The organism is Bradyrhizobium sp. WSM4872 (assembly GCF_055811715.1).
In genome coordinates, this window is sequence record NZ_JBVVPT010000040.1 from 34,656 (window position 1) to 54,300 (window position 19,645).

Annotated in this window: 20 protein-coding genes; 8 read left to right on the forward strand and 12 right to left on the reverse strand. The window is 65.0% G+C overall.

What is annotated here, in order from left to right:
• The first annotated feature begins 202 nt into the window (after positions 1 to 202).
• The gene (locus AC0L3C_RS33145; protein ID WP_473410081.1) at positions 203 to 850 is read left to right on the forward strand and encodes a glutathione S-transferase family protein; all 648 of its coding nucleotides are present in this window, start codon (positions 203 to 205) and stop codon (positions 848 to 850) included.
• Between the two features lie 120 nt (positions 851 to 970).
• Here the strand turns inward: AC0L3C_RS33145 and AC0L3C_RS33150 are convergent, their stop codons facing one another.
• From AC0L3C_RS33150 to AC0L3C_RS33160, 3 genes are all read right to left on the reverse strand, one after another.
• Positions 971 to 1,135 (reverse strand): hypothetical protein, encoded by a 165-nt coding sequence (locus AC0L3C_RS33150; protein WP_473265796.1) that lies wholly within the window; start codon positions 1,133 to 1,135, stop codon positions 971 to 973.
• A 28-nt stretch (positions 1,136 to 1,163) separates the two neighbouring features.
• Positions 1,164 to 2,711 (reverse strand): hypothetical protein, encoded by a 1,548-nt coding sequence (locus tag AC0L3C_RS33155; protein ID WP_473410082.1) that lies wholly within the window; start codon positions 2,709 to 2,711, stop codon positions 1,164 to 1,166.
• 93 nt (positions 2,712 to 2,804) lie between these two features.
• Positions 2,805 to 3,788 carry a hypothetical protein gene (locus tag AC0L3C_RS33160; RefSeq protein ID WP_473410094.1) on the reverse strand — a complete coding sequence of 328 codons (984 nt, stop codon included), beginning with the start codon at positions 3,786 to 3,788 and terminating at the stop codon, positions 2,805 to 2,807.
• A gap of 287 nt (positions 3,789 to 4,075) precedes the next feature.
• On the opposite strand from AC0L3C_RS33160, the gene AC0L3C_RS33165 reads away from it, so the two are divergent.
• Both AC0L3C_RS33165 and AC0L3C_RS33170 read left to right on the forward strand, forming a co-directional pair.
• On the forward strand, positions 4,076 to 4,447 hold the full coding sequence (locus AC0L3C_RS33165) for a Crp/Fnr family transcriptional regulator (protein WP_473265798.1): 372 nt from the start codon (positions 4,076 to 4,078) through the stop codon (positions 4,445 to 4,447).
• Entirely contained in the window at positions 4,444 to 5,256 is an 813-nt protein-coding gene (locus AC0L3C_RS33170; protein ID WP_473410083.1) for an MBL fold metallo-hydrolase, read from the forward strand. Before AC0L3C_RS33165 ends, AC0L3C_RS33170 begins: the two co-directional genes overlap by 4 nt.
• A 232-nt stretch (positions 5,257 to 5,488) precedes the next feature.
• Here the strand turns inward: AC0L3C_RS33170 and AC0L3C_RS33175 are convergent, their stop codons facing one another.
• The 3 genes from AC0L3C_RS33175 to AC0L3C_RS33185 form a co-directional block, all read right to left on the reverse strand.
• On the reverse strand, positions 5,489 to 5,986 hold the full coding sequence (locus tag AC0L3C_RS33175; protein WP_473410084.1) for a TPM domain-containing protein: 498 nt from the start codon (positions 5,984 to 5,986) through the stop codon (positions 5,489 to 5,491).
• Between the two features lie 3 nt (positions 5,987 to 5,989).
• A complete protein-coding gene (locus AC0L3C_RS33180) occupies positions 5,990 to 6,883 on the reverse strand; it encodes a TPM domain-containing protein (RefSeq protein WP_473410085.1) in 894 nt (297 codons plus the stop codon).
• Positions 6,884 to 7,021: 138 nt separating this feature from the next.
• Positions 7,022 to 7,630 carry a LemA family protein gene (locus AC0L3C_RS33185; RefSeq protein ID WP_018453665.1) on the reverse strand — a complete coding sequence of 203 codons (609 nt, stop codon included), beginning with the start codon at positions 7,628 to 7,630 and terminating at the stop codon, positions 7,022 to 7,024.
• Between the two features lie 184 nt (positions 7,631 to 7,814).
• Here AC0L3C_RS33185 and AC0L3C_RS33190 point away from each other — a divergent pair, with 184 nt between their 5' ends.
• The 3 genes from AC0L3C_RS33190 to AC0L3C_RS33200 are packed head-to-tail and all read left to right on the forward strand — an operon-like array spanning position 7,815 to position 11,035.
• Entirely contained in the window at positions 7,815 to 8,669 is an 855-nt protein-coding gene (locus tag AC0L3C_RS33190) for an enoyl-CoA hydratase (RefSeq protein ID WP_473265803.1), read from the forward strand.
• Positions 8,670 to 8,674: 5 nt separating this feature from the next.
• A complete protein-coding gene (locus tag AC0L3C_RS33195) occupies positions 8,675 to 9,823 on the forward strand; it encodes an acyl-CoA dehydrogenase family protein (RefSeq protein WP_473410086.1) in 1,149 nt (382 codons plus the stop codon).
• A 15-nt stretch (positions 9,824 to 9,838) separates the two neighbouring features.
• A complete protein-coding gene (locus tag AC0L3C_RS33200; RefSeq protein WP_473410087.1) occupies positions 9,839 to 11,035 on the forward strand; it encodes an acyl-CoA dehydrogenase family protein in 1,197 nt (398 codons plus the stop codon).
• A gap of 179 nt (positions 11,036 to 11,214) precedes the next feature.
• On the opposite strand, the gene AC0L3C_RS33205 is transcribed toward AC0L3C_RS33200, so the two are convergent.
• From AC0L3C_RS33205 to AC0L3C_RS33215, 3 genes are all read right to left on the reverse strand, one after another.
• On the reverse strand, positions 11,215 to 13,536 hold the full coding sequence (locus AC0L3C_RS33205; RefSeq protein WP_473410088.1) for a xanthine dehydrogenase family protein molybdopterin-binding subunit: 2,322 nt from the start codon (positions 13,534 to 13,536) through the stop codon (positions 11,215 to 11,217).
• Positions 13,537 to 13,680: 144 nt separating this feature from the next.
• Positions 13,681 to 14,556 carry a dihydrodipicolinate synthase family protein gene (locus AC0L3C_RS33210; RefSeq protein ID WP_473266929.1) on the reverse strand — a complete coding sequence of 292 codons (876 nt, stop codon included), beginning with the start codon at positions 14,554 to 14,556 and terminating at the stop codon, positions 13,681 to 13,683.
• A gap of 64 nt (positions 14,557 to 14,620) precedes the next feature.
• Positions 14,621 to 15,586: a VOC family protein gene (locus AC0L3C_RS33215; RefSeq protein ID WP_473410089.1), complete on the reverse strand. Its 966-nt coding sequence runs from the start codon at positions 15,584 to 15,586 to the stop codon at positions 14,621 to 14,623.
• Between the two features lie 192 nt (positions 15,587 to 15,778).
• Between AC0L3C_RS33215 and AC0L3C_RS33220 the strand changes: the two genes are divergently transcribed.
• Both AC0L3C_RS33220 and AC0L3C_RS33225 read left to right on the forward strand, forming a co-directional pair.
• Positions 15,779 to 16,645 carry a S1C family serine protease gene (locus tag AC0L3C_RS33220; RefSeq protein WP_473410090.1) on the forward strand — a complete coding sequence of 289 codons (867 nt, stop codon included), beginning with the start codon at positions 15,779 to 15,781 and terminating at the stop codon, positions 16,643 to 16,645.
• Positions 16,642 to 17,013: a response regulator transcription factor gene (locus AC0L3C_RS33225; RefSeq protein ID WP_473266937.1), complete on the forward strand. Its 372-nt coding sequence runs from the start codon at positions 16,642 to 16,644 to the stop codon at positions 17,011 to 17,013. Before AC0L3C_RS33220 ends, AC0L3C_RS33225 begins: the two co-directional genes overlap by 4 nt.
• On the opposite strand, the gene AC0L3C_RS33230 is transcribed toward AC0L3C_RS33225, so the two are convergent.
• The 3 genes from AC0L3C_RS33230 to AC0L3C_RS33240 form a co-directional block, all read right to left on the reverse strand.
• Positions 17,010 to 18,083 carry a sensor histidine kinase gene (locus AC0L3C_RS33230; protein ID WP_473266938.1) on the reverse strand — a complete coding sequence of 358 codons (1,074 nt, stop codon included), beginning with the start codon at positions 18,081 to 18,083 and terminating at the stop codon, positions 17,010 to 17,012. The genes AC0L3C_RS33225 and AC0L3C_RS33230 overlap by 4 nt on opposite strands.
• Positions 18,070 to 18,762, reverse strand: coding sequence for a response regulator transcription factor (locus AC0L3C_RS33235; protein ID WP_473266941.1), 693 nt, complete (start codon positions 18,760 to 18,762; stop codon positions 18,070 to 18,072). Before AC0L3C_RS33235 ends, AC0L3C_RS33230 begins: the two co-directional genes overlap by 14 nt.
• A 97-nt stretch (positions 18,763 to 18,859) precedes the next feature.
• The gene (locus tag AC0L3C_RS33240) at positions 18,860 to 19,309 is read right to left on the reverse strand and encodes a hypothetical protein (protein WP_473410091.1); all 450 of its coding nucleotides are present in this window, start codon (positions 19,307 to 19,309) and stop codon (positions 18,860 to 18,862) included.
• Between the last annotated feature and the right edge of the window lie 336 nt (positions 19,310 to 19,645).

Below are 19,645 nucleotides of genomic sequence, written 5' to 3' on the forward strand. Positions count from 1 at the left end.
TAAACATTCCGGCTGGCGTCCGGGCCTAGGGCCCATTGGCCCACGGGGGCCGGGACCCATATCCCAGAGAGGAAGTTGGCGGACGAAGCTGATAACTCCAAGTCTTCGCCAAACCACGTTCGGTGGTTATGGGTCCCGGCCTTCGCCGGGACGACCGTAAGGGAATAGCTTGCTTCAACAATCACCGTCCTCGCGAGGTCCCATGCCCGGCTACCGCCTGCACTACTTCCCCGAATCCGGCAACAGCTACAAGCTGGCGCTGATGCTGACGCTTTGCGGCGAGAGGTTCGAGCCGGTCTGGACCGACTTTGGCGGCGGCGTCACGCGCACGCCGGAATGGCGCAAGAGCGTGAACGAGATGGGCGAGATTCCCGTGCTCGAGGTGGACGGTGTGAAGATGACGCAGACCGCGCCTCTCCTGCTCAAGCTTGCCGACCAGTACGGGCGTTTCGGTGCCGAGACCGAGGAGGAAAAGTTCGAGCTGCTGCGCTGGCTGTTCTGGGACAACCACAAGCTCACCGGCTACATGGCGACGTACCGCTTCATGCGCGCCTTCACGCAAAACAACGATCCGCAGGTGCTGAAACATTTTCGCCGGCGGCTCGAAGACTTCCTCGGCATTCTCGACGGCCATCTCCAGCACAATGAATTCGCGATCGGCACCAGGCCGACCGTCGCCGATATCTCGATGATGGCCTATCTGCACTATCCGAGCGACGAGCACGGCTTCGATTTCGCGGAAAGCTATCCCGCCATCCACGCCTGGCTTGGCCGTATGGCCACACTGCCCGGGTGGAAGCCGGCCTACGAGCTGCTGCCCGGCAAGCGGATGACGAATTACGCGAAGTGAGTGCGCTCGCGCCACGTCGTCTCGGCCGTCATGGCCGGGCTTGTCCCGGCCATCCACGATCTTGAGCGGGGACACCAGAACGTGGATGTCCGGGACAAACCCGGGCATGACGAAAGAAAGCTACTTCAGCGCCAGCCAGCCGAGCGTAAACAAGATTCCACCGATGATGACGACCGCTACGATGGCCGAGATGCTGACGCGAACGCTGCCGGTGACCTGCTTGGCCTCTTCATTCTGCGCGATCTCGCGATTGCGCTCCTTGTTGGCTTCGCTGGATTCCGTCATGGGGTCATCCAAACCGGTTCGAGACAGCCTAACGCGTCTTGATGAAGCACATGCCGATGCGGCGCGAGGCCGCGGCAGCCTGACAGGTCAGCCCTTTAGCACAGCTCCATGACGTAAAACTCCTGTCGGCCGATCCCGATCCCGCATTTTCCAGGGAACAATGCGCACCCCATCCATCCTGATATTCGGTCCCGGCCAGCTCAGTGCTGCCGCGGGTCTGCGGCCGGCCGGCAAATCCGCGTGAGAAATCAGGACGTTTGCCTGCGGCCATCGCGGTCAGGATGTCGCGGCGGCGGACCTGGTCGCCAAGAAAATGCGGCGAGGCCGGCACGATGGTCGAGTTGGACGGCTTGTCCGCAAGCCAATCGACGCCCGGGAAATGAAAGCCGCCGATGCCGCGGGTCTGGTGGCAGCCGGCACAGGTGACGTCGTTGAGGCGGCGCTGGAAACCCGCGATCGAGCGGACGTTCTGCATGTCCCCGCGCGCCGCCGCCTGCTTCAGCGCACCAACCACGTCGGTGTCCGAGAAGACCGGCTCGCCTCGCCCTTCTCCGTTGCCCTCCCCTTGCATCATCCCGAACTCTGGCTGCAACGGAGACGCATCGAGGCCGGCTGGTGTCGGCACGATTGCGGCTTTGGCCAGGAATTTTTCCGGGATCAGCACCGTGCCGCGGTCGAAGTCGCGAAGATGATCGGGCGCGAGCAGCCAATCCCTGAAGTCGCGCCGGAGATCATTGTCGGCGAGGATGCGGTCACGGTCGATCTGGTTCTCCAGCGTCGATTCCTCGAACGCCTTCGAGACGGCGTCGTACTTGAACACCTTGAGCAGATAGTCGGTGCGGAAATCGTGCAGCGCTGATTTCGCTGCAACCGAGATCTGAATGTTGGTTTCGATGCGATCGAGCATCGCATCGTAAGGATAGAAGCTACTGCCGATCAGCTCCTGCCAGTCGCCATTGCCGAGCCAGCGTCGCGCGACCTCGGCGCAGGTGATCGGCTTACCGCTCGCATCCGTCTGCCGCGCATCGCGCGCCTTCATCACCAGATTGAGTGTCATCGGCAGCCGTGTCGCGGTCTTGCTACCGTCCGGCTTAGTCTCGAAACGCGCAAGACGATAGATCAGCCTGATCTCGCCGCAAGAGTCTTCCGAGACATAGGCTCGGTCCATACGGTTGACGATGCCGGCCAGCACGAAACGGGTGTCGCGGGATTTCAGATTGGCGCGGTCGAACAATTGCACGTCGAAGCCCTCGCCGACGCCGATGGTCTCGGTCGGATATGCCGCCTTCTGCCGCGCGACGTAGCGATCGATCTCGGCGTCGATAGCGGGGCGAATTTCCTTGAGCTGCGACAGCCACGAAAACATCAGATCGGTCGTCAGCCGAAAGTTCGCGTTCCGCTCCGGCCACAACAGGCGCGAGATCGTGAGCGCATCGTGCTGGTCGAGCTCGCGCAGGAGATCGGGATCGGTAATCGCCGTGCCGCGCGCCAGCTGCGCGTTCTCCGCGGCCAACAACGACACGATGCCGCCGAAAAATACGGCGGCGGCAACGAGACTTCGCAACGCGCGGTTCATGCCCTAGGTAACACCGCGCCGGGACGGCTATTCAAGCAAAAAGGCGCTTCACATGGAGGTGAAGCGCCTCTTCGGAAATCGGATAGGAGCCGCTCAGCGCGCGACGATCAGCCCCTTGCTGGTGACGACCACCCAGCGGCCGTCCTGGCGGCGGATCGCATCGACACGGCCGACGCCGGGGATGGGGTCGCCGGCATAGACCTCATAGAGGCCATTGCGGCCCTCGATCAGCGCGCCGCCGTTGGAAACGTCGCGCAGCACCCAGCCTTCGACCGTCGGCAGCCGGCCGACCTCGGTCTTGGGTGCGGCGGGAGCCGGCGCAGCTGCCGCGGTCGCAACCTGGGTCGGTGCGATCGAGCCGGTGGTCTCCCTGGCGGGCACGGCGGCTGCGGCCTGTGCGGGCGCCGCGGGCGGGGTGGCACGGAGCTTGTCGACGGTCTCGGACAGCTTCGCGATTTTGGCCATCGGTTCGGCCTGCGCCTTCTCGAGCTTGTCGAGGCGGTCGTTGGTCCGGTTGAACTGGCCGAGGCCGGTCTTGGAGGTGTGCTCGACGTTGGCCTTGAGCGCGACGACATCGGCATCGATCCGGGCGACCGAAGATTCCAGCGCGCTGGTGTCGGCGACCTGTGCCGGCGCGGGGCTTGCGAAGTGCATCATCCCTGCGGTCGCGAGCGCGCCGCTGATGGCGCCAACACTGGCCGCAATCGCCACCACCGCGGCCATCGCCGACAGACGGCGCTTGCCGCCGGTCTCGCGTGGCTCGTCCGCCCTTACATGCGGCGCAAACTCCTCATGGTCCCAGGACCGCTCCGCGGGTGCCATGACGATGAGCTTGCCGGGCTTTGGCTCGGGCCTGGTTTCGGCTTTGGCTTCGAACTTTGGCATCTCGATCCTCGATGCCTCGATTTTTGGCGGCTCGATCTTGACGGGGTCGGGCTTCACTGGATCAGGCTTGGGCGGCGCCTCGTGGTCGGGGGCAATCGACGGGGCCTCGATGCCGGCAGCAGCCTCGATGGCCTGCGGCACGGTCGCTGCGGCTTCGACGACGCCAGTATCCTGGGCGGCCTGCTCGGGCATTGGTTCGCTCACGGCTCAAATACTCCAGTCTCGGTTGACCTTTTGGTAACTTTCATTGCTTGCGAATTCCTTACCTCCGGACCCGCTTACCGAAATTTTAGGAAGTCTTCCGGGGCCGAATTGGGCCGGGAAAGTGGAACCGGTGTGGCGCTGTGCAACAAATCGTCAGCCGATGCTGCCCTGCGGTAGGCCACGCTCCCGCCGAACGGGCTGTTGCCCGCCCGTGTTACCCCGCTAACATGACTGCCTGTCAGCCAGAACGGCTGCAGACGGCCCTTGGGGGTGTCATGACGATCGAGAAGTGCATCAACGAGTTTGGCGTCAATGACATCATCTTCGAGGAGGGCTCGACCGGCCGCGAGCTATACGTTGTCCTTGACGGCGAGGTCGAGATCGCCAAGTTCAGCGGCGCCAGCAAGACCAGCATCATCAAACTCGGCAAGGGCGAATTCTTCGGCGAGATGGCCGTGATCGACGGCTCCGCACGTTCGGCGACCGCGATCGCGGCGGCACCGAACACCAGGGTGATGAGGGTCAACCACGCCCGCTTCGTCTATCTCGTCAGCCAGCAGCCGGCGTTTGCGCTGATGGTGATGGACGCGCTGTCGAAACGCCTGCGCGCCGCCAACGCGGTCAGCTACCGGGCGGCCCAATCATGAACGACCGCAAGCCGACGGCCTTTCCGGTCCTGATGAAGAACGACACCTGCTCGCTGATCCAGGCAGCGGACGACGTCTACCAGATCCGTTTCTCCAATCGCGCCGCCAACGTCTATCTCGTGCGCGGCTCGGCGCGGACCATCCTGATCGATACCGGGCTGTCCTCGAACTATGCGGCGATGGTCGAATGCCTGGACTTTGTCGGCTGCCCGCCGGAGAAGATCGACATGGTGGTGCTCAGCCACGAGCATCTCGACCACATCGGCGCGGCCTGGCACTTCAACGAGCGCCGCACCTTCGTCGCCGCCCATCGCCTCGCCGCCAACAAGATCATGCTGCGCGACGACTTCTCGATGCTGCGAAAGATGTTCAACGAGCCGAACGTACCTGTGAATATCGACATCTGGCTCGAGGAGGGCAATCTGATCGACCTCGGCAATTTCCGTCTCAACGTCATGCACACGCCGGGACACACCTCGGCCTGCATCACGCTGTTCGATCAGGACAAGGGCCTGCTGTTCGCCGCCGATACGCTCATGCCTGGCGGCGTGATGGGCGGCGTGTTCGGCTCGGGCAGCATCGCCGACTACATCGAATCGCTGGAGCGGCTCAAGGGATTGAACGCGAAGATCTTGCTTTCAGGCCACGGCCGGCTATCGGACACGCCGCAGGAGGACGTGCGTATCGCCATCGCGCGGTCGCACGGTCTATTGGACGACACCGCGCAATTGTTCGACGCGCTGGATGCGCGCTCGAACTTCGAGCCGATCATGCAGTCGGTGCGGGATCTGAACAAGCTGGACGATTAGGTGGGCTGGCGGGCGTTGGTCCGCAAGGCAAAGCACCGATGTCCCCACAATCCTGGCGAAAGCCAGGACCCATACCGCGAGGTCCATCGGTCGTACGCAGCAGGCGTACCGAATATTTGATTTTCGCCAAACTCCTCACTGGCATATCGCGACGAGCGCAAGGGCGCTCGCGCTGGGGTCCTGGCTTTCGCCAGGACGACATCGGGACTCCATTACCGCATGCTTGCAGCGGCTACATCACCACCGGTGCATCCGGCAGCTCGTTGGGATGCGGGCCGCTTGGCGGAAAGTGCTTTGCCAGCTCCCGGGACACCGCCTCGATCCCGCCGATCACGCCGCGCTCGAACTGCCCCGACCTGAACTCGACTTCCATGGCGCGGCAGATGCGTTCCCAACGCTCGCCACCAACCTTCGCATCGATACCGCGGTCGGCGATGATCTCGACATCGCGGTCGGCGAGCAGGAGATAGATCAGGACGCCGTTGTTGTGCGCGGTGTCCCAGATGCGCATTTGCGAGAACACGTCGAGCGCGCGCTCGCGCGCCGGCTGGTCACGAAACAGCGGGCCACCGTCGAGCGCGCCTTCGACCACGAACCGCACCTGGCCGGAATGGCTGGCTTCGCCGCGCTTGATCGCCTGCTCGATGCGGTCAAGCACGTCTTTCGGGAACACCTGCTTGGCACGCCAATGGTGCTGGAGCAGATGCCGGGTGATGCGCCTGATGCTCATGACCTACCAGCTCCCCGAGGCACCGCCGCCGCCAAAACTGCCGCCACCGCCACTGAAGCCGCCGCTCGACGACGACCCGCTGCTCCAGCCGCCGGATGACGAACCGCTCGACCACGATCGGCCGCGCGAGGATCCCGTGCCCGATCCCGCCCCAAACAGATCGGCGATAAACGTCAGCACAGCGCCGAGCACACCGACGCCCAGTCCAATGGCCGCGGAGCCGATCACGAACCAGGCGAGGACACCAACGATCGCCCCGGTTATTCCCGAACCGAACAGCCGCCCGAACATCGAGCGCAGGATGCCGCCGATGACCAGCGGGCCGAACAGCAGGAAGTAGAAAAGCGGCTCGACGTCGTTCCAATCGCCGAAGTTCACGCTGCGCGATGGCGTCGGCAACGGCTCGCCGTCGATGATGCGGATCATGCGATCGACGCCCGCCGTGATGCCGCCGGCGAAATCGCCACTCCTGAATTTCGGCGTGATGGCTTCATCGATGATGCGCCGCGACGTGACGTCGGTGAGCGCACCCTCGAGGCCGTAACCGACCTCGATGCGCAAATGCCGGTCGTTCTTGGCCACCACGAGGATGGCGCCGTCGTCGACCTTCTTGCGCCCGATCTTCCAGGCCTCCGCAACGCGGATCGCGAATTGCTCGATCGTCTCCGGATCCGTCGTCGGCACGATCAGGACGGCGATCTGGCTGCCCTTGCGGGTCTCGAAGTCCTGCAGCTTTTGCGACAGCGCGGCGATGTTGCCGCTGGAGAGCGTGCCGGTCTGATCGACCACGCGGCCGGTGAGCTGGGGTACGGCGACGTCGGCCGAGGCGGGAAGCGCAAAGGTTAGAAAGAATGAGAATGCGACGGCGACTATCGCTCGCCACACATGCGCTGTCATCGCCCGGCTCGACCGGGCGATCCAGTATTCCAGAGACGCCAGCGGGATACGGTGAAGCCGCGGCGTACTGGATTCCCCGCTTTCGCGGAGAATGACAGTGGTGGGTGGGGCTAGGCGCATGCGCAAGATAGCGCGCACTTACTTCGACGGCGCGGGTGCCGGATTGAAATCGACCTTCGGTGCGGTCGAGATTTCCTTCTCGTTCGCGACCGTGAAGTTCGGCTTCTCCTTGTAGCCGAACATCATCGCGGTGACGTTGCTCGGGAACGAGCGGATGGTGACGTTATAGTCCTGCACCGCCTTGATGTAGCGATTGCGCGCCACCGTGATGCGGTTCTCGGTGCCCTCGAGCTGCGACATCAGATCCTTGAACAGCGCATCCGACTTGAGCTGCGGGTAGTTCTCGGTGACCACGAGCAGCCGCGACAGCGCGCCGGAAAGCTCGCCTTGGGCGGCCTGGAATTTCTGGAATGCGGCGGGATCGTTCAGCACCTCGGGCGTCGCCTGGATGCTGCCGACCTTGGCGCGGGCATTGGTGACCCCGAGCAGTACGTCCTTCTCCTGCTGCGCAAAACCCTTCACCGAGTTGACGAGGTTGGGCACGAGATCGGCGCGGCGCTGATACTGGTTCACGACCTCGGACCAGTTGGCCTTGATCTGCTCGTCCTCGCTCTGGATCGCGTTATAGCCGCAATTGGTGAGGCTCAACGAGGCCAGCGCCGCCAGCACGGTCAGGATCTTGCGCATCAAATTTCTCCCGGTGGAATCGGGCGCAAGCTACCAGATTGCATCCGCGAGATGCCAGACATCTTGAGTCCGGGCCGAGGTCCGCGAAAAGCAGCCGATTTACGCAAGCCTCTTGCTTAATCCCGGCTGTAATAGTCAACTTGAGGGAACAATAATACCGGGTCGGAAACGCCAGGGGAACGCGATGAGTTCGTTCGAGACCATCCTCGTGGAGAGGCCGGAGCCGGCGATTGCCCGGATCGTGATGAACCGGCCCGAGGCGCGCAACGCGCAGAACCTGCAAATGACCTACGATCTCAACGCCGCCTTCGATGAGGCGGTGCAGGACGATGCGGTCAAGGTGATCATTCTCTCCGGCAACGGTCCGCACTTCTCCTCGGGCCATGACCTGCGGCCCGGCAGCAAGAATGAAGCGGGCGTGGATTTTCCGCCGATCGGAAATTGGGGCGGCTTCGCTGAACCAAACGCTCATGGCCGCTTCGCGCGCGAGCAGGAGATCTACCTCCAGATCACGCGGCGCTGGCGCAACCTCGCCAAGCCGACCATTGCGGAGGTGCACGGCAAGTGCATCGCCGGCGGCCTGATGCTGGCCTGGGCCTGCGATCTCATCGTCGCCAGCGACGATGCGCAGTTCTGCGATCCCGTGGTCACCATGGGTGTCTGCGGCGTCGAATGGTTCGTGCATCCCTGGGAGCTCGGGCCGCGCAAGGCCAAGGAATTTCTGTTCACGGCCGACAGCTGGAGCGCGCAGGAGGCGCACCAGCTCGGCATGGTCAACCGGGTCGTGCCGCGCGCAGAGCTTTCCTCCGCCGTGCTCACGCTGGCGCGCAAAATCGCGTCAAAGCCGTCCTTTGCGCTGAAGCTGACCAAGGAAGCCGTGAACCGTTCGGTTGACGTGATGGGCCAACCGGCCGCAATCGACCAGGCCTTTGCGCTGCATCAGCTCTGTCACGCGCATAATCTTCAGGAATTCGGCATGGTGGTCGATCCATCCGGCCTGCACCCCTCCGTGCGCAAGCCGCCGGCGGCCGCGGAGTAGACAGGATGGATCTCAATCTCACCGACGAGCAACGCCTGCTGCGCGAAAGCGCGGAGCGCTTCGTGGCGGAAAGCTACGATGCGGATCACCGCCGCAAGATGGCGAACGATGCCCTCGGCTTCAGCCCGGCGGTGTGGACGCAATTCGCCGAACTCGGCTGGCTGGCGTTGCCGATCGCGGAAGAGTTTGGCGGGCTCGGCGGCAGCGCGGTCGAGATCGGCATTTTGATGGAAGCCTTCGGCCGCGGGCTGGTGTCGGAGCCGTATATCGCAACAATCGTGCTTGGCGCTGCGTTGATCGAACGATGCGGCAGCACGGCGCAGAAGCAGGCCATCCTGCCGAAGATCGCGGACGGATCGTTGAAGCTCGCGTTCGCGCATTCCGAACGCGCGGCGCGGTTCGATCTTGCCAAGGTCGCAACCGCCGCCCACAAGACGGCGCAGGGCTGGCGTCTTGCCGGCAGCAAGATTGCGGTGCTCGACGGCCACGCCGCGGACGAGATCATCGTCTCCGCGCATATCCATGATCATCAGGGGCCATCGGCGCGGATCGGCCTGTTCCTGGTGCCGGCGACGACTCCGAATGTTGCGATCTCCGACTACGAGCGCCTCGGCGGCGGGCGGGCCTGCAATATCGTGCTATCGGATGCGCAGCTGCCGGAGGATGCCTTGCTCGGCAATGGGCATGACGCGCTGCCGGCCATCGAATGGGCTGTTGATCGCGCCATGGCCGCACTCGGCGCCGAGGCCGTCGGCATCATGCAGGTGCTCCTGGACACCACGCTGGAATACACAAAAATTCGAAAGCAATTCGGCCGGCCGCTCTCGGCCAACCAGGTGATCCGCCACCGCCTCGCCGACATGGCGGTGCAGGTCGACGAAGCGCGCTCGATGGCGTTGCGCGCCGCGCTGAAGGTCGACGCCGATCCGGTCGAGCGCGCGCGGGCGGCGTCGGGCGCGAAGGCGAAGATCGGCAGATCCGCCCGTTTCGTCGGCGAGCAGTCGATCCAGCTTCACGGCGGCATGGGCGTCACCGAGGAGCTCGAGGTCGGCGCCTATTTCAAGCGGCTGGTCGCGTTCGACACGCTGTTCGGCAGCAGCGCGCACCATTATGGCCGCCACGCTGGGCTTGGCCGCACCACCGTGCCGGCCTGACACTGGGAGAGCCTCATGGACCTGTCCTTCAATGCCGAAGAGCGCGCCTTTCAGGATCAGGTGCGCGGCTTCATTGCCAAAAATCTCACCGAGGAGATGAAGCGCGCGACCGCGCTGACGCCGTCGGTGTTCTCCGACCCCGATATCGGCATGGCCTGGCAGCGCACGCTGCACAGCCGCGGCTGGGGCGCGCCGGGCTGGCCGATCGAGCATGGCGGTCCGGATTGGACGCCGGCGCAGCGCTGGATCTTCGAGACCGAAAGCGCGCGGGCCGGCGTGCCCAATGTCAACGTGATGGGCGTGAAGATGGTCGGGCCCGTCATCATCGGTTTCGGCTCGCCTGAGCAGAAGAATTTTTATCTGCCGCGCATTCTGTCCGGCGAGGATTATTGGTGCCAGGGCTATTCCGAGCCGGGCTCCGGCTCCGATCTCTCCTCGCTGAAGACCCGCGCGGTGCGCGATGGCGACGACTACATCATCAACGGCACAAAGATCTGGACCACGCATGCCCACCACGCCAACCGCATGTTCGCGCTGGTGCGCACCAGCGACGGCCCGCGGCAGCAAGACGGCATCAGCTTCATCCTGATCGACATGAAGACGCCGGGCATCACGACGCGCCCCATCCTCACCATCGGCGGCGACCACGAGGTCAACCAGGTGTTCTTCGACGACGTACGCGTTCCCGTGGCGAACCGCGTCGGCGAGGAAGGCAAGGGCTGGACCTACGGCAAGTATCTGCTCGAGTTCGAGCGCGGCTCCGGCATTGCGTCGGCAAAATTGCGCGAAGGGCTGAAGGCGATCGCGGAGCTCGCCGAGTCCGACCTGACGGGGCGCGCGATCGACAGTCCCGACATCGCGACGCGCATCTCCGAGGTCGAAATCGACATCGACGCGCTGGAGATGACCGAGCTGCGCGTGCTGTCGGCACTGCAGACCGGACAGAATCCCGGTGCGGTGTCGTCGATCCTGAAGCTGCGCAACAGCGAGATCCGGCAGGCCGTGACCCGGCTTGGCGCCGACGTGATCGGCCATGACGCCCTCGCGGTCGAGCCGATGCGTCCGCTCTACAGGCTCAACCACGAGCCGGCGATGCCGGAGGAGATGCTGACGGTGATGCCGGAATATCTCAACGGCCGCGCGTATACGATCTTCGGCGGCACCTCGGAGATCCAACGCGATATCATTGCGAAGATGATGTTGGGGATTTAGCGCGAACTTTTTCCTCACTCTCGGTGTCGTCCCGGCGAAGGCCGGGACCCATTACCCCAGGGAGAGGTTTTGGCGCGAAGCTGGCAACTACGTACTTTCGCCAAATTAGACTCGGTGGCTATGGGTCCCTGCCTTCGCCGGGACGACGGCGGAGATCGCCGCCACAGCGCGGGCTACGCCTACCCCACCTTCGCATCCCGGATCGCCTGCCAGATCTTCTGCGGCGTCAGGGGCGTGTTGAGCTGGGTGATGCCGAGTTCGGCGAGCGCATCCATCACGCCGTTGGTGACGCAGGGGGGACCGCCGATGGCGCCGGATTCGCCGCAGCCCTTGGCGCCGAGCGGATTGGTGCGGCAGGGCGCGGAATCGTCCAGCGTCACCACGATCGGCGGAACGTCGTCCGCGCGCGGGATGCAATAGTCCTGGTAGCTCGCGGTGAGCAGCTGGCCATCGGCATCGTAGGACACGCCCTCATACAGCGCCTGGCCGATACCCTGCGCGACGCCGCCATGGATCTGGCCGGTGACCAGCATCGGGTTCACGGCGACACCGACGTCGTCGACGGTGGTATAGCGCACGACCTTGGAGACGCCGGTCTCGGGGTCGATCTCGACCTCGCAAATATGCGTGCCGTTCGGCCAGCTCGGACCATCGACCTCGCCCTCGGAATCGACGCTGAGTTTTGCGCCGCTCTCCTTCTCTGCAATATCGAACAGGCTGATGCGGCGGTCGGTGCCGACCACGGTGAGCATGCCGCCCTGGTATTCGATGTCCTCGACCGAGGTCTCCAGCACGTTCGCCGCCTTCTCGCGCGCCTTCTGGATCAGATCGTTGGAGGAGACAGCGACCGCCGTACCGCCGACGAACAGCGAACGCGATCCGACGCTGCCGAAGCCCATGGCGAGATCGGTGTCGCCTTGCACGACATCGATCTTGTCCATGGGGATGCCGAGCGTGTCGGAAATCATCTGGGTGTAGGTGGTCTGCAGCCCCTGTCCCATCGCCATGGTGCCGGAATGCAGGACGACGCGGCCTTCCGAAGTCGCGTGCAGGCTGACCTTTTCGGTGTGGGCGCGGCCGCCGGTCCATTCGATATAGGAAGTGAGCCCGCGGCCATAGAGCAGGCCCTTCCTCTTCGCCGCCTTCTTGCGCGCGGCAAAGCCGTCCCAGTCGGCGAGCTTCACGGCACGATCGAGCATGTGCGCGAAGGCGCCGGAATCGTAAACCTGCCCCGCTGCATTCGTGTAGGGCAATTGCGCCGGCTTGATGTAGTTGGCTTTCCGGATCGCGCGCGGATCCATGCCGATTTTTCGCGCGGCCGCGTCGAACAGGCGCTCGACGATGAACACGGCCTCGGGCCGGCCCGCACCACGATAGGCACCGACCGGCGCGGTGTGGGTCATCACCGACTTCACCTCGAAATGCACCAGCGGCAAATCGTAGACGCCGGTCTGCACGAATGGCCCCAGCACCAGCGGAATAATGTTGGCCGCGCCCGAGGAATACGCGCCGGTGCAGCCGATCGAGCTGACGCGATAGGCCAGCACCTTGCCCTTGTCGTCGAGCGCGAAGGACGCGGTCGAGGTGAGATCGCGGCCATGAGTGCCGCCGACGAACTCATCGGTGCGATCGCCGCGCCAGCGGATCTTCCTGTTCAGCTTGGTTGCGGCATAGGCGACGATGCCGTCCTCGGGATAGAGGTTGGTCTTCTGGCCAAAGCCGCCGCCGATATCGCCGACCAGCACGCGAACGCTGTCCTTCGGACGCTTCAGCACGGCCTCGGCCAGCACGTCGCGAGTCGAGGCAGGCGTCTGCGACTGCACATGCAGCAGAAGGCGGCCGGATTTCTTGTCGATCTCGGCAATGGTCGAGCGCGGCTCCATGGCCGACGGCACCAGGCGCTGGCTGACGAGATCGAGCTCGACGGTATGCGCCGCCTTGGCAAAAGCCTCGTCCACCTTGGCGGCATCGCCGTAGCTCATCGCGCCCACGATGTTGTCGGGCGCCTCCGGCCACACCAATGGCGCGCCGGGCTTGACCGCCTCGACCGGATCGACCACGGCCGGCTGCACGTCATATTCGACCACGATCGCTTCGGCCGCGCTCTGCGCGTCGGCGCGCGAGGAGGCCACCACGGCGGCCACGGCCTCGCCGGCATAGCGCACGATGTCGTGCGCCAGCAGGCGGCGTGGCGGCACCGTCATCGGCTTGCCGTCAGGGCGCTTGAAGATGCTCAAGGTCGGGATGACGCCGATGTCGTCCTTGACGAGGTCGGCGCCAGTGTAGACCGCGGTCACGCCGGGCATCGCAGTGGCGGCGGCCGTATCGATCGAGACGATCTTCGCGTGCGCATGCGGCGAGCGCAGCAGGTACAACCACAGCGCGCCGTCTTCCGGCTTGTCGTCGATGAACTGCCCCTTCCCGGTGAGCAGTCGCTGATCTTCCAAACGCTTGACGGGTTGCCCCGCTCCGAAACGCAAATTGCCGGGAAGAATGTTCATTCCGTGGGGTCCCTTAATCTCTCAAATGCGGCCGCCTTTTAGCGGATCGAGGCATGCGAGGCCAGCCGCGGTTTTGGGCGCTATATCCACGATTTCGTCATGCCGGGGCATAGGCGAGCGGAAGCGAAGCCGTCCTATCGGCTCCTAGCCCAGCTCCCGCAGGGCCGCTTCCACGACCTTGCGCGCATCGGCGGTGAGTGCGGCTTGCGGCGGCACGGGATCGCCGACGTCGTAGCCCTGGAAGGCCAATCCGGCCTTGATGCAGGCGGCCAGGTTGAAACGGGCAAAAGCCTCGTTGATGCGCCACAGCCTGCGCTGGAGCGCCATCGCCTCGTCCCAGCGACCGGCCTTGCAGAGGTCGTACAGCGCGACGCTCTGGCGCGGGATGATGCAGGCCGGGCCCGCCATCCAGCCGAGCCCGCCGATCAGCATCACCGCGGCCGGGATGTGGGCGGAGGCCGAGAACACCCGCAAGGCATCGCCGCAGCGGTTCATGATCGAGAGCAGCCGGCCGGTGTTGGTCGAGGCGTCCTTGATGTAGCCGATGCGCGGATGCTCGGCGAGGCGCGCGATGACGTCGAGCGTCAGATCAGAGCGCTGGAATTGCGGATTGGTATAGATGACGACCGGGATGTCCACGGCATCGGCGATGGCGCGGAAATAGGCTTCGATTTGGGCATCGGCGAGCGGGAAATACGCTTCCAGGATCGCCAGAATGCCGTCGGCGCCGAGCTTCTGATACGCTTTCGCCTGCGCCACCGCGTCCGCCGTCGAGGTGGAGGCGACGCCCGCAACCACAGGCACACGTCCCTTGGCCGCCTCGATCGTGGTCTGCACCACCGCGGTGCGTTGGGCGGCGTTGAGATAGGCGAACTCGCCGGTCGAGCCGAGCGGGGTCAGACCGTGGACGCCGGCGCCGATCAGATCGTCGCAGAGCTTTGCGAGCACGTTCGTCCGCACCGCGCCATCGGCAGCGATGGGCGAGACGAGATAGGGGAAGACGCCGCGAAAATCGGACATGTCAGGTGTGAATCCCGGAAACTGGCCAGCGCCTGACCGGTCTTACCAACGCTGGCGCCGGCGATCAAACCCTGATCAGCCGCACCCGGGTGCCCCAGGGATCGATCGCCTCCACGCCATTGGCAAGCGCGGTGACTTTCGCGCCGCCCTTGCGCAGGCGCTCGTCCTGCGCGGCAAGCAGGTCCGGCTTCTCCGTCACCAGCGAGAACCAGGCGAGCCCGGTTGCCTGATCGTCGCGCTGGCCGGCGCCCTGGCTCTGCCAGACATTCATGCCGAGGTGATGATGATAGCGCCCCGACGACAGGAACGCGGCACCGTTGCGGCTGCGGGTCGGGTCCAGGCCGATGGCACCGTGATAGAAGCGCTCGGCCTGCGCGAGGTCGCCGACGCGCAGATGCATGTGGCCGATGCGCATTCCGTCCGGCGCCTTGGCATAATCAGGCACGCGCGTATTGGTCAGCGACAGCAGGTCGGGAATGTTGAGCTCGTCGGCCGCCATCTTGACGCTGCCCTCGCTCCACTGCCATTGCGAGGGATCGCGGTCGGCATAGACCTCGATGCCGTTGCCTTCGGGGTCGTCGAGATAGACGGACTCGCTGACGAGATGATCGGCAAAGCCCGACAGCGGCACGCGATGCGAGGCGGCTGCTACCAGCCAGCGCGCGAGGTCCTTGCGCGTGGGCATCAGGAAGGCGGTGTGATAGAGGCCGGCGGCGTTGCGCGGCTCGATCTCGGCATCAGGACGGGCCTCCAGCACCAGCAGGGTGATACCGGCCGTGCCGAGCATTGCGGCAGTTGCCGAGCGCTCCATCACGGTGAGCCCGATGACGTCCCGGTAGTAGTCCGCAACCTTGTCTAGATTTTTCACGCGCAACGTCACCATGCCGACCCGCATCGGGGTGCGGCTGGCATAGGTCGGCCCGCCGCCCTGCGGTGCACCCTCGGCGCGCGCCGCGCCCGCGGCCGCCGTTGCGAGCGAGCTGGCGCTGGCGAGTTGAAGCAGGGTGCGGCGGGTGAGGTCGATGGTCATCGGTCAGGCTCGCTGAAATCGTGAAGGCGGCGCAATTTCGCGATTGCTACACGTTGCCGTGAGCGGCTCCCAATCACATGTTCGTCGGCCGTGGTCTTACGGACCAGCTTCGCTGCCTATTTCCTGGCCATGCGGCCAGTTACGCGATCGCCCGCGACATCCCAGATTGAGGACAGCTTACAGGAGCCTCCCATGACCGAACCCACTCCCCTGTCCTCACTGTCGTCCGCGCTCGCAGACATCGTGGCGCGCACCGCGCCGTCCGTCGTCGCCGTGCATTCGCATCGCTCCCGCGCCACCGGCTTCGTCTGGAAGCCCGGCCTGATCGTCACCGCCGACGAGGCGCTGGCCGACGAGGGGGGCGTCGAGATCGGCCTCCCCGACGGCAGCACCGCGGCCGCCACGATCGCAGGCCGCGACCATACGACCGATATCGCATTGCTGCGCGCCGATACGGCGATTGCCCCGGTCAAGCTGGCCACAACGATCCCGCCCCTCGGCACTTTGTCGGTCGTCGTCGCCACCGACCGCGATACGCCGAGCGCCGCGCTCGGCATGGTGTCGCTGTCCGGCAAGAGCTGGCGCTCCTTGCGCGGCGGCGACATCGACGCGCGGATCGAACTCGACGTCCGCTTGCGCTCCAGCCAGCAGGGCGGCCTCGCGCTCGATGCATCGGGCGAAGCCTTCGGCATGGCCGTGCTCGGCCCGAGGCGTGTGCTGGTGATCCCGACGGCCACAATCGAGCGGGTCGCGGCACAGTTAGAGGCGCGCGGCCGCATCGCACGCGGATATCTCGGCCTCGGGCTCCAGCCGGTCCGGCTCGACGACGGTGTCGGCGCGATGGTGATGAATGTCGACAAGGCCGGCCCTTCGGCGGCGGCCGGCATCCGCCAGGGCGACGTCATCGTCGCCGTCAACGACCAGAAACTGTCCGGCGTGCGTGCACTGTCGCGGACGCTGGGTCCGGCGAGTGTGGGCGCGGTGGTCGATATCGCGGCGCGCCGCGGCGGCGAGCCGGTCAGCTTCAAGGTCACGATCGGCGAGAGGCCGGCGGCGTGAGCGAGGACATCGCGCCCGAGATCGTGCTGTCCCTGGAGATCGACGATCCGGTCCTCGCCGACCGACTGGCGGCCCTGCTCGGCAATATCGCCGGGCTTCGCCTCGCCGAACCCGGCGAGAAGGCGGCAGCGGCGATCGTCACCCGCGATCCGCGCATCATGCCTGAGGACATCGCGCTGACACAGCGCGAGCTCGATGTGCTGGCGTTGATGGCGGAAGGTGGCTCCAACAAGATGATCGCGCGTCAGCTCGGCATTTCCGTCCACACCGTGAAATTCCATGTCGGCTCGCTGCTCGACAAACTCGACGCCACCGGCCGAACCGATGCGGTGGCACATGCAGCACGCCGCGGCGTGATCGAACTCTAGGGCGGATGCGGCGGGAAACTGAGCTGGACCGTCAGGCCCGGCGCGTTGTCGTGCAGGGCAATCTCGGCACCATGGAGGCGGGCGACCGCGGCGACCAGGCTTAAACCAAGGCCGTTACCCGGGGTGTAGCGGCTCTGTTCGAGCCGGTAGAAGCGCTTGAACACATGATCGCGCTCATCAGTGGGAATGCCCGGACCATCGTCGGCGATCGCGATCGTCGCACCGCCGTCGGTGCTACGGCAGGTGACGATCACCTGCCCGCCTTTGCAGCCGTGCTTGATCGCGTTGTCGACGAGATTGGCGATGGCGTCGAACAGCAGGTCGCGATCGCCAATAATCGCCACCTCGCGGTCGCCGCCGAGGCTGAGCCGCGTCGCAACCTGTTCGGCGGCGGCATCGTAGAGCTCGACGACCTCGCCAGCAATTTCGGCGAGGTTGAGGGTGCGAAAGGCGCTGCGCCGGGCGCGGGTCTCGATCTCCGAGATGCGGGTGATGGAGGCAAACATGCCGAGCACCGCGTCGAGATCGGCGATAGTGTCACCAATCAGCGCCGCGTCGGCCTCGCCATTGCGCGAGGCGTGATAAGCTTTTTCCAGCCGACCCCGCATGCGCGTCAGCGGCGTGCGCAAATCATGGGCGACATTGTCGCTGACCTGCTTGACCTCGCCCATCAAAGTCTCGATGCGGTCGAGCATCTGGTTGAGGTTTTCGGCGACGCGGTCCCACTCGTCGTGACTGCCGCGCAAGGGAATGCGCTGGTCGAGGCCCGACATCATGATGGCGCGGCTGGTGGCGTTGATCTCCTCGATTCGCCCGACCGTGCGGCGCGTCACCAGCACCGCGGCGAGCCCGGCGAGCACCAGCATCAGCACGGCGACAGCGGCCATTGCGAGCTCGATCATCGCGGTGAAGCCGCCGTGATCGCCAGCATCGCCGACACGGCTCCGCACGTAGGCGATCGTGCCGAAATAGACATAGGCCATGATCGCCGCGACGATCAGCCCGAATGCCGCGATCGCGATCAGCGCAAGGCGAAAGGTCGAGGAGCGGAGCGTTTTAGCCAGGAGCACGGAGACAATATCCGATGCCGCGGATGGTGTGGATCAGCGGATAGGCCTGGGCATCATCGACCTTGCGACGGACGCGCCCGACATAGACATCGATGATGTTGGTGGAGGGATCGAAGTGCAGATCCCAGACATGCTGGAGCAGCATCGCACGCGAGACGACGCGGCCCTCGTTGCGGACGAGATATTCGAGCAATTGGAATTCCCGCGGCAACAGCGGAATCTTCCGGCCGCGGCGGCTCGCGCTGCGCGCGATCAGGTCGATGGCGAGATCGCCGACCCGCAGGATCGTCTCCTTGGCAACAGTGTCGCTGCGCCGGCCCAGTGCCTCCAGCCGCGCCAGCAATTCGGTGAAGGAGAACGGCTTGACGAGATAATCGTCTCCGCCGGCCCGCAAGCCGCGCACGCGGTCGTCGACTTCGCCAAGTGCGGAGATGATAAGGAACGGCGCGGCGATGCCGTCGTCGCGCAACTGGCGCATCACGCTGATGCCGTCGATGTCGGGCAGCATGCGGTCGATGGTGATCACGGCATAGTCGCGGGCGGCGCCGTGGCTGAGGGCCTCGCGCCCGGTGGCGGCGAGATCGACGTCGTAGCCGGAAATCGTCAGCTCCTCGACGAGCTGGCCTGCGGTTTCCGCATCGTCCTCGACGACCAGAATGCGGCGGTGACCTCCGGTCATGACAAACTCCGCGCGACGATCGCCACCAGACTATCCCGTTCCGGGGCTGAGCGGAACCGTCCGATGACGATCGCGACAATGGTGCGGTACGGCGATGCTAGTACCAAGAGTCTCCGCACACATTGACCCATTGCCACCCATAGGGCGTCCAGCTCCTGCGCCAACAGCCGTCATTGTAACCGGCATAGATGAAAGGTGCTCCGAAGAAGAAGCGATGGTGGTACCGGAAGAAGGCGTGGCGGCCGACGAAGGGCCTGCCGTGCCAGCCGGAGCCAGCGAAGCGCGGCCCGATCGCCGCATGCGCGAAGCCGGCGCCGCCGAAGCCCGGGCCGCCGACATGGGCGAAACGGGCGCCGCCGATGCCGCCAACGTGCATACCACCAAAGCCACCGGCGTGCATGCCGCCGCCACCGAAATGCCCGCCACCGCCAAAGCCGCCACCGCCGTGACCTCCGCCACCGCCGCCACGGGCGAGCACAGGCGAAGCGAGCGCCATCACCGCGGCGATCGACACCGCAGTGAGGCCTTTGAGAATCCTGTTGTCCATCGAAGCGTCCTCCGTGCTGCGCAGCGATACCTGCCGCGCGAGGAGGCTCAGATGAAAGCAAGGGACCAGCACCTTCAACTTACAAACGCGCCAGATTCTGACGCGGGTGTCAGGGAGGAATCGCTCTCTCACTCCCTCGCCCCGTTCTTACGGGGAGAGGGTGGGGTGAGGGGCTGCATCCACGAATTCGATTTTGAATTGGAGGGTGCAACGCGTGGGGACTCGGAGGGATCTTTGATCCGGTTCGCAGGTTGCCCTGCCCCTTGTATCTGCACGGCCAGCATTTGTGCGATGGAAGTGACTTAGCGCCTTGGCCGGTGGCCACCGGCCAAGGCG

Excerpts from the sequence above, each read along its gene's own strand:
- AC0L3C_RS33185 (WP_018453665.1), bottom strand. The coding sequence starts at position 7,630 with ATGCGCAAGATCCTGACCGTGCTGGCGGCGCTGGCCTCGTTGAGCCTC.
- AC0L3C_RS33175 (WP_473410084.1), bottom strand. The coding sequence starts at position 5,986 with ATGAGCATCAGGCGCATCACCCGGCATCTGCTCCAGCACCATTGGCGT.
- AC0L3C_RS33180 (WP_473410085.1), bottom strand. The coding sequence starts at position 6,883 with ATGACAGCGCATGTGTGGCGAGCGATAGTCGCCGTCGCATTCTCATTC.
- AC0L3C_RS33155 (WP_473410082.1), bottom strand. The coding sequence starts at position 2,711 with ATGAACCGCGCGTTGCGAAGTCTCGTTGCCGCCGCCGTATTTTTCGGC.
- AC0L3C_RS33160 (WP_473410094.1), bottom strand. The coding sequence starts at position 3,788 with ATGCCCGAGCAGGCCGCCCAGGATACTGGCGTCGTCGAAGCCGCAGCG.
- AC0L3C_RS33220 (WP_473410090.1), top strand. The coding sequence starts at position 15,779 with ATGACCGAACCCACTCCCCTGTCCTCACTGTCGTCCGCGCTCGCAGAC.
- AC0L3C_RS33200 (WP_473410087.1), top strand. The coding sequence starts at position 9,839 with ATGGACCTGTCCTTCAATGCCGAAGAGCGCGCCTTTCAGGATCAGGTG.
- AC0L3C_RS33190 (WP_473265803.1), top strand. The coding sequence starts at position 7,815 with ATGAGTTCGTTCGAGACCATCCTCGTGGAGAGGCCGGAGCCGGCGATT.
- AC0L3C_RS33210 (WP_473266929.1), bottom strand. The coding sequence starts at position 14,556 with ATGTCCGATTTTCGCGGCGTCTTCCCCTATCTCGTCTCGCCCATCGCT.
- AC0L3C_RS33195 (WP_473410086.1), top strand. The coding sequence starts at position 8,675 with ATGGATCTCAATCTCACCGACGAGCAACGCCTGCTGCGCGAAAGCGCG.
- AC0L3C_RS33145 (WP_473410081.1), top strand. The coding sequence starts at position 203 with ATGCCCGGCTACCGCCTGCACTACTTCCCCGAATCCGGCAACAGCTAC.
- AC0L3C_RS33235 (WP_473266941.1), bottom strand. The coding sequence starts at position 18,762 with ATGACCGGAGGTCACCGCCGCATTCTGGTCGTCGAGGACGATGCGGAA.
- AC0L3C_RS33165 (WP_473265798.1), top strand. The coding sequence starts at position 4,076 with ATGACGATCGAGAAGTGCATCAACGAGTTTGGCGTCAATGACATCATC.
- AC0L3C_RS33205 (WP_473410088.1), bottom strand. The coding sequence starts at position 13,536 with ATGAACATTCTTCCCGGCAATTTGCGTTTCGGAGCGGGGCAACCCGTC.
- AC0L3C_RS33150 (WP_473265796.1), bottom strand. The coding sequence starts at position 1,135 with ATGACGGAATCCAGCGAAGCCAACAAGGAGCGCAATCGCGAGATCGCG.
- AC0L3C_RS33170 (WP_473410083.1), top strand. The coding sequence starts at position 4,444 with ATGAACGACCGCAAGCCGACGGCCTTTCCGGTCCTGATGAAGAACGAC.
- AC0L3C_RS33215 (WP_473410089.1), bottom strand. The coding sequence starts at position 15,586 with ATGACCATCGACCTCACCCGCCGCACCCTGCTTCAACTCGCCAGCGCC.
- AC0L3C_RS33240 (WP_473410091.1), bottom strand. The coding sequence starts at position 19,309 with ATGGACAACAGGATTCTCAAAGGCCTCACTGCGGTGTCGATCGCCGCG.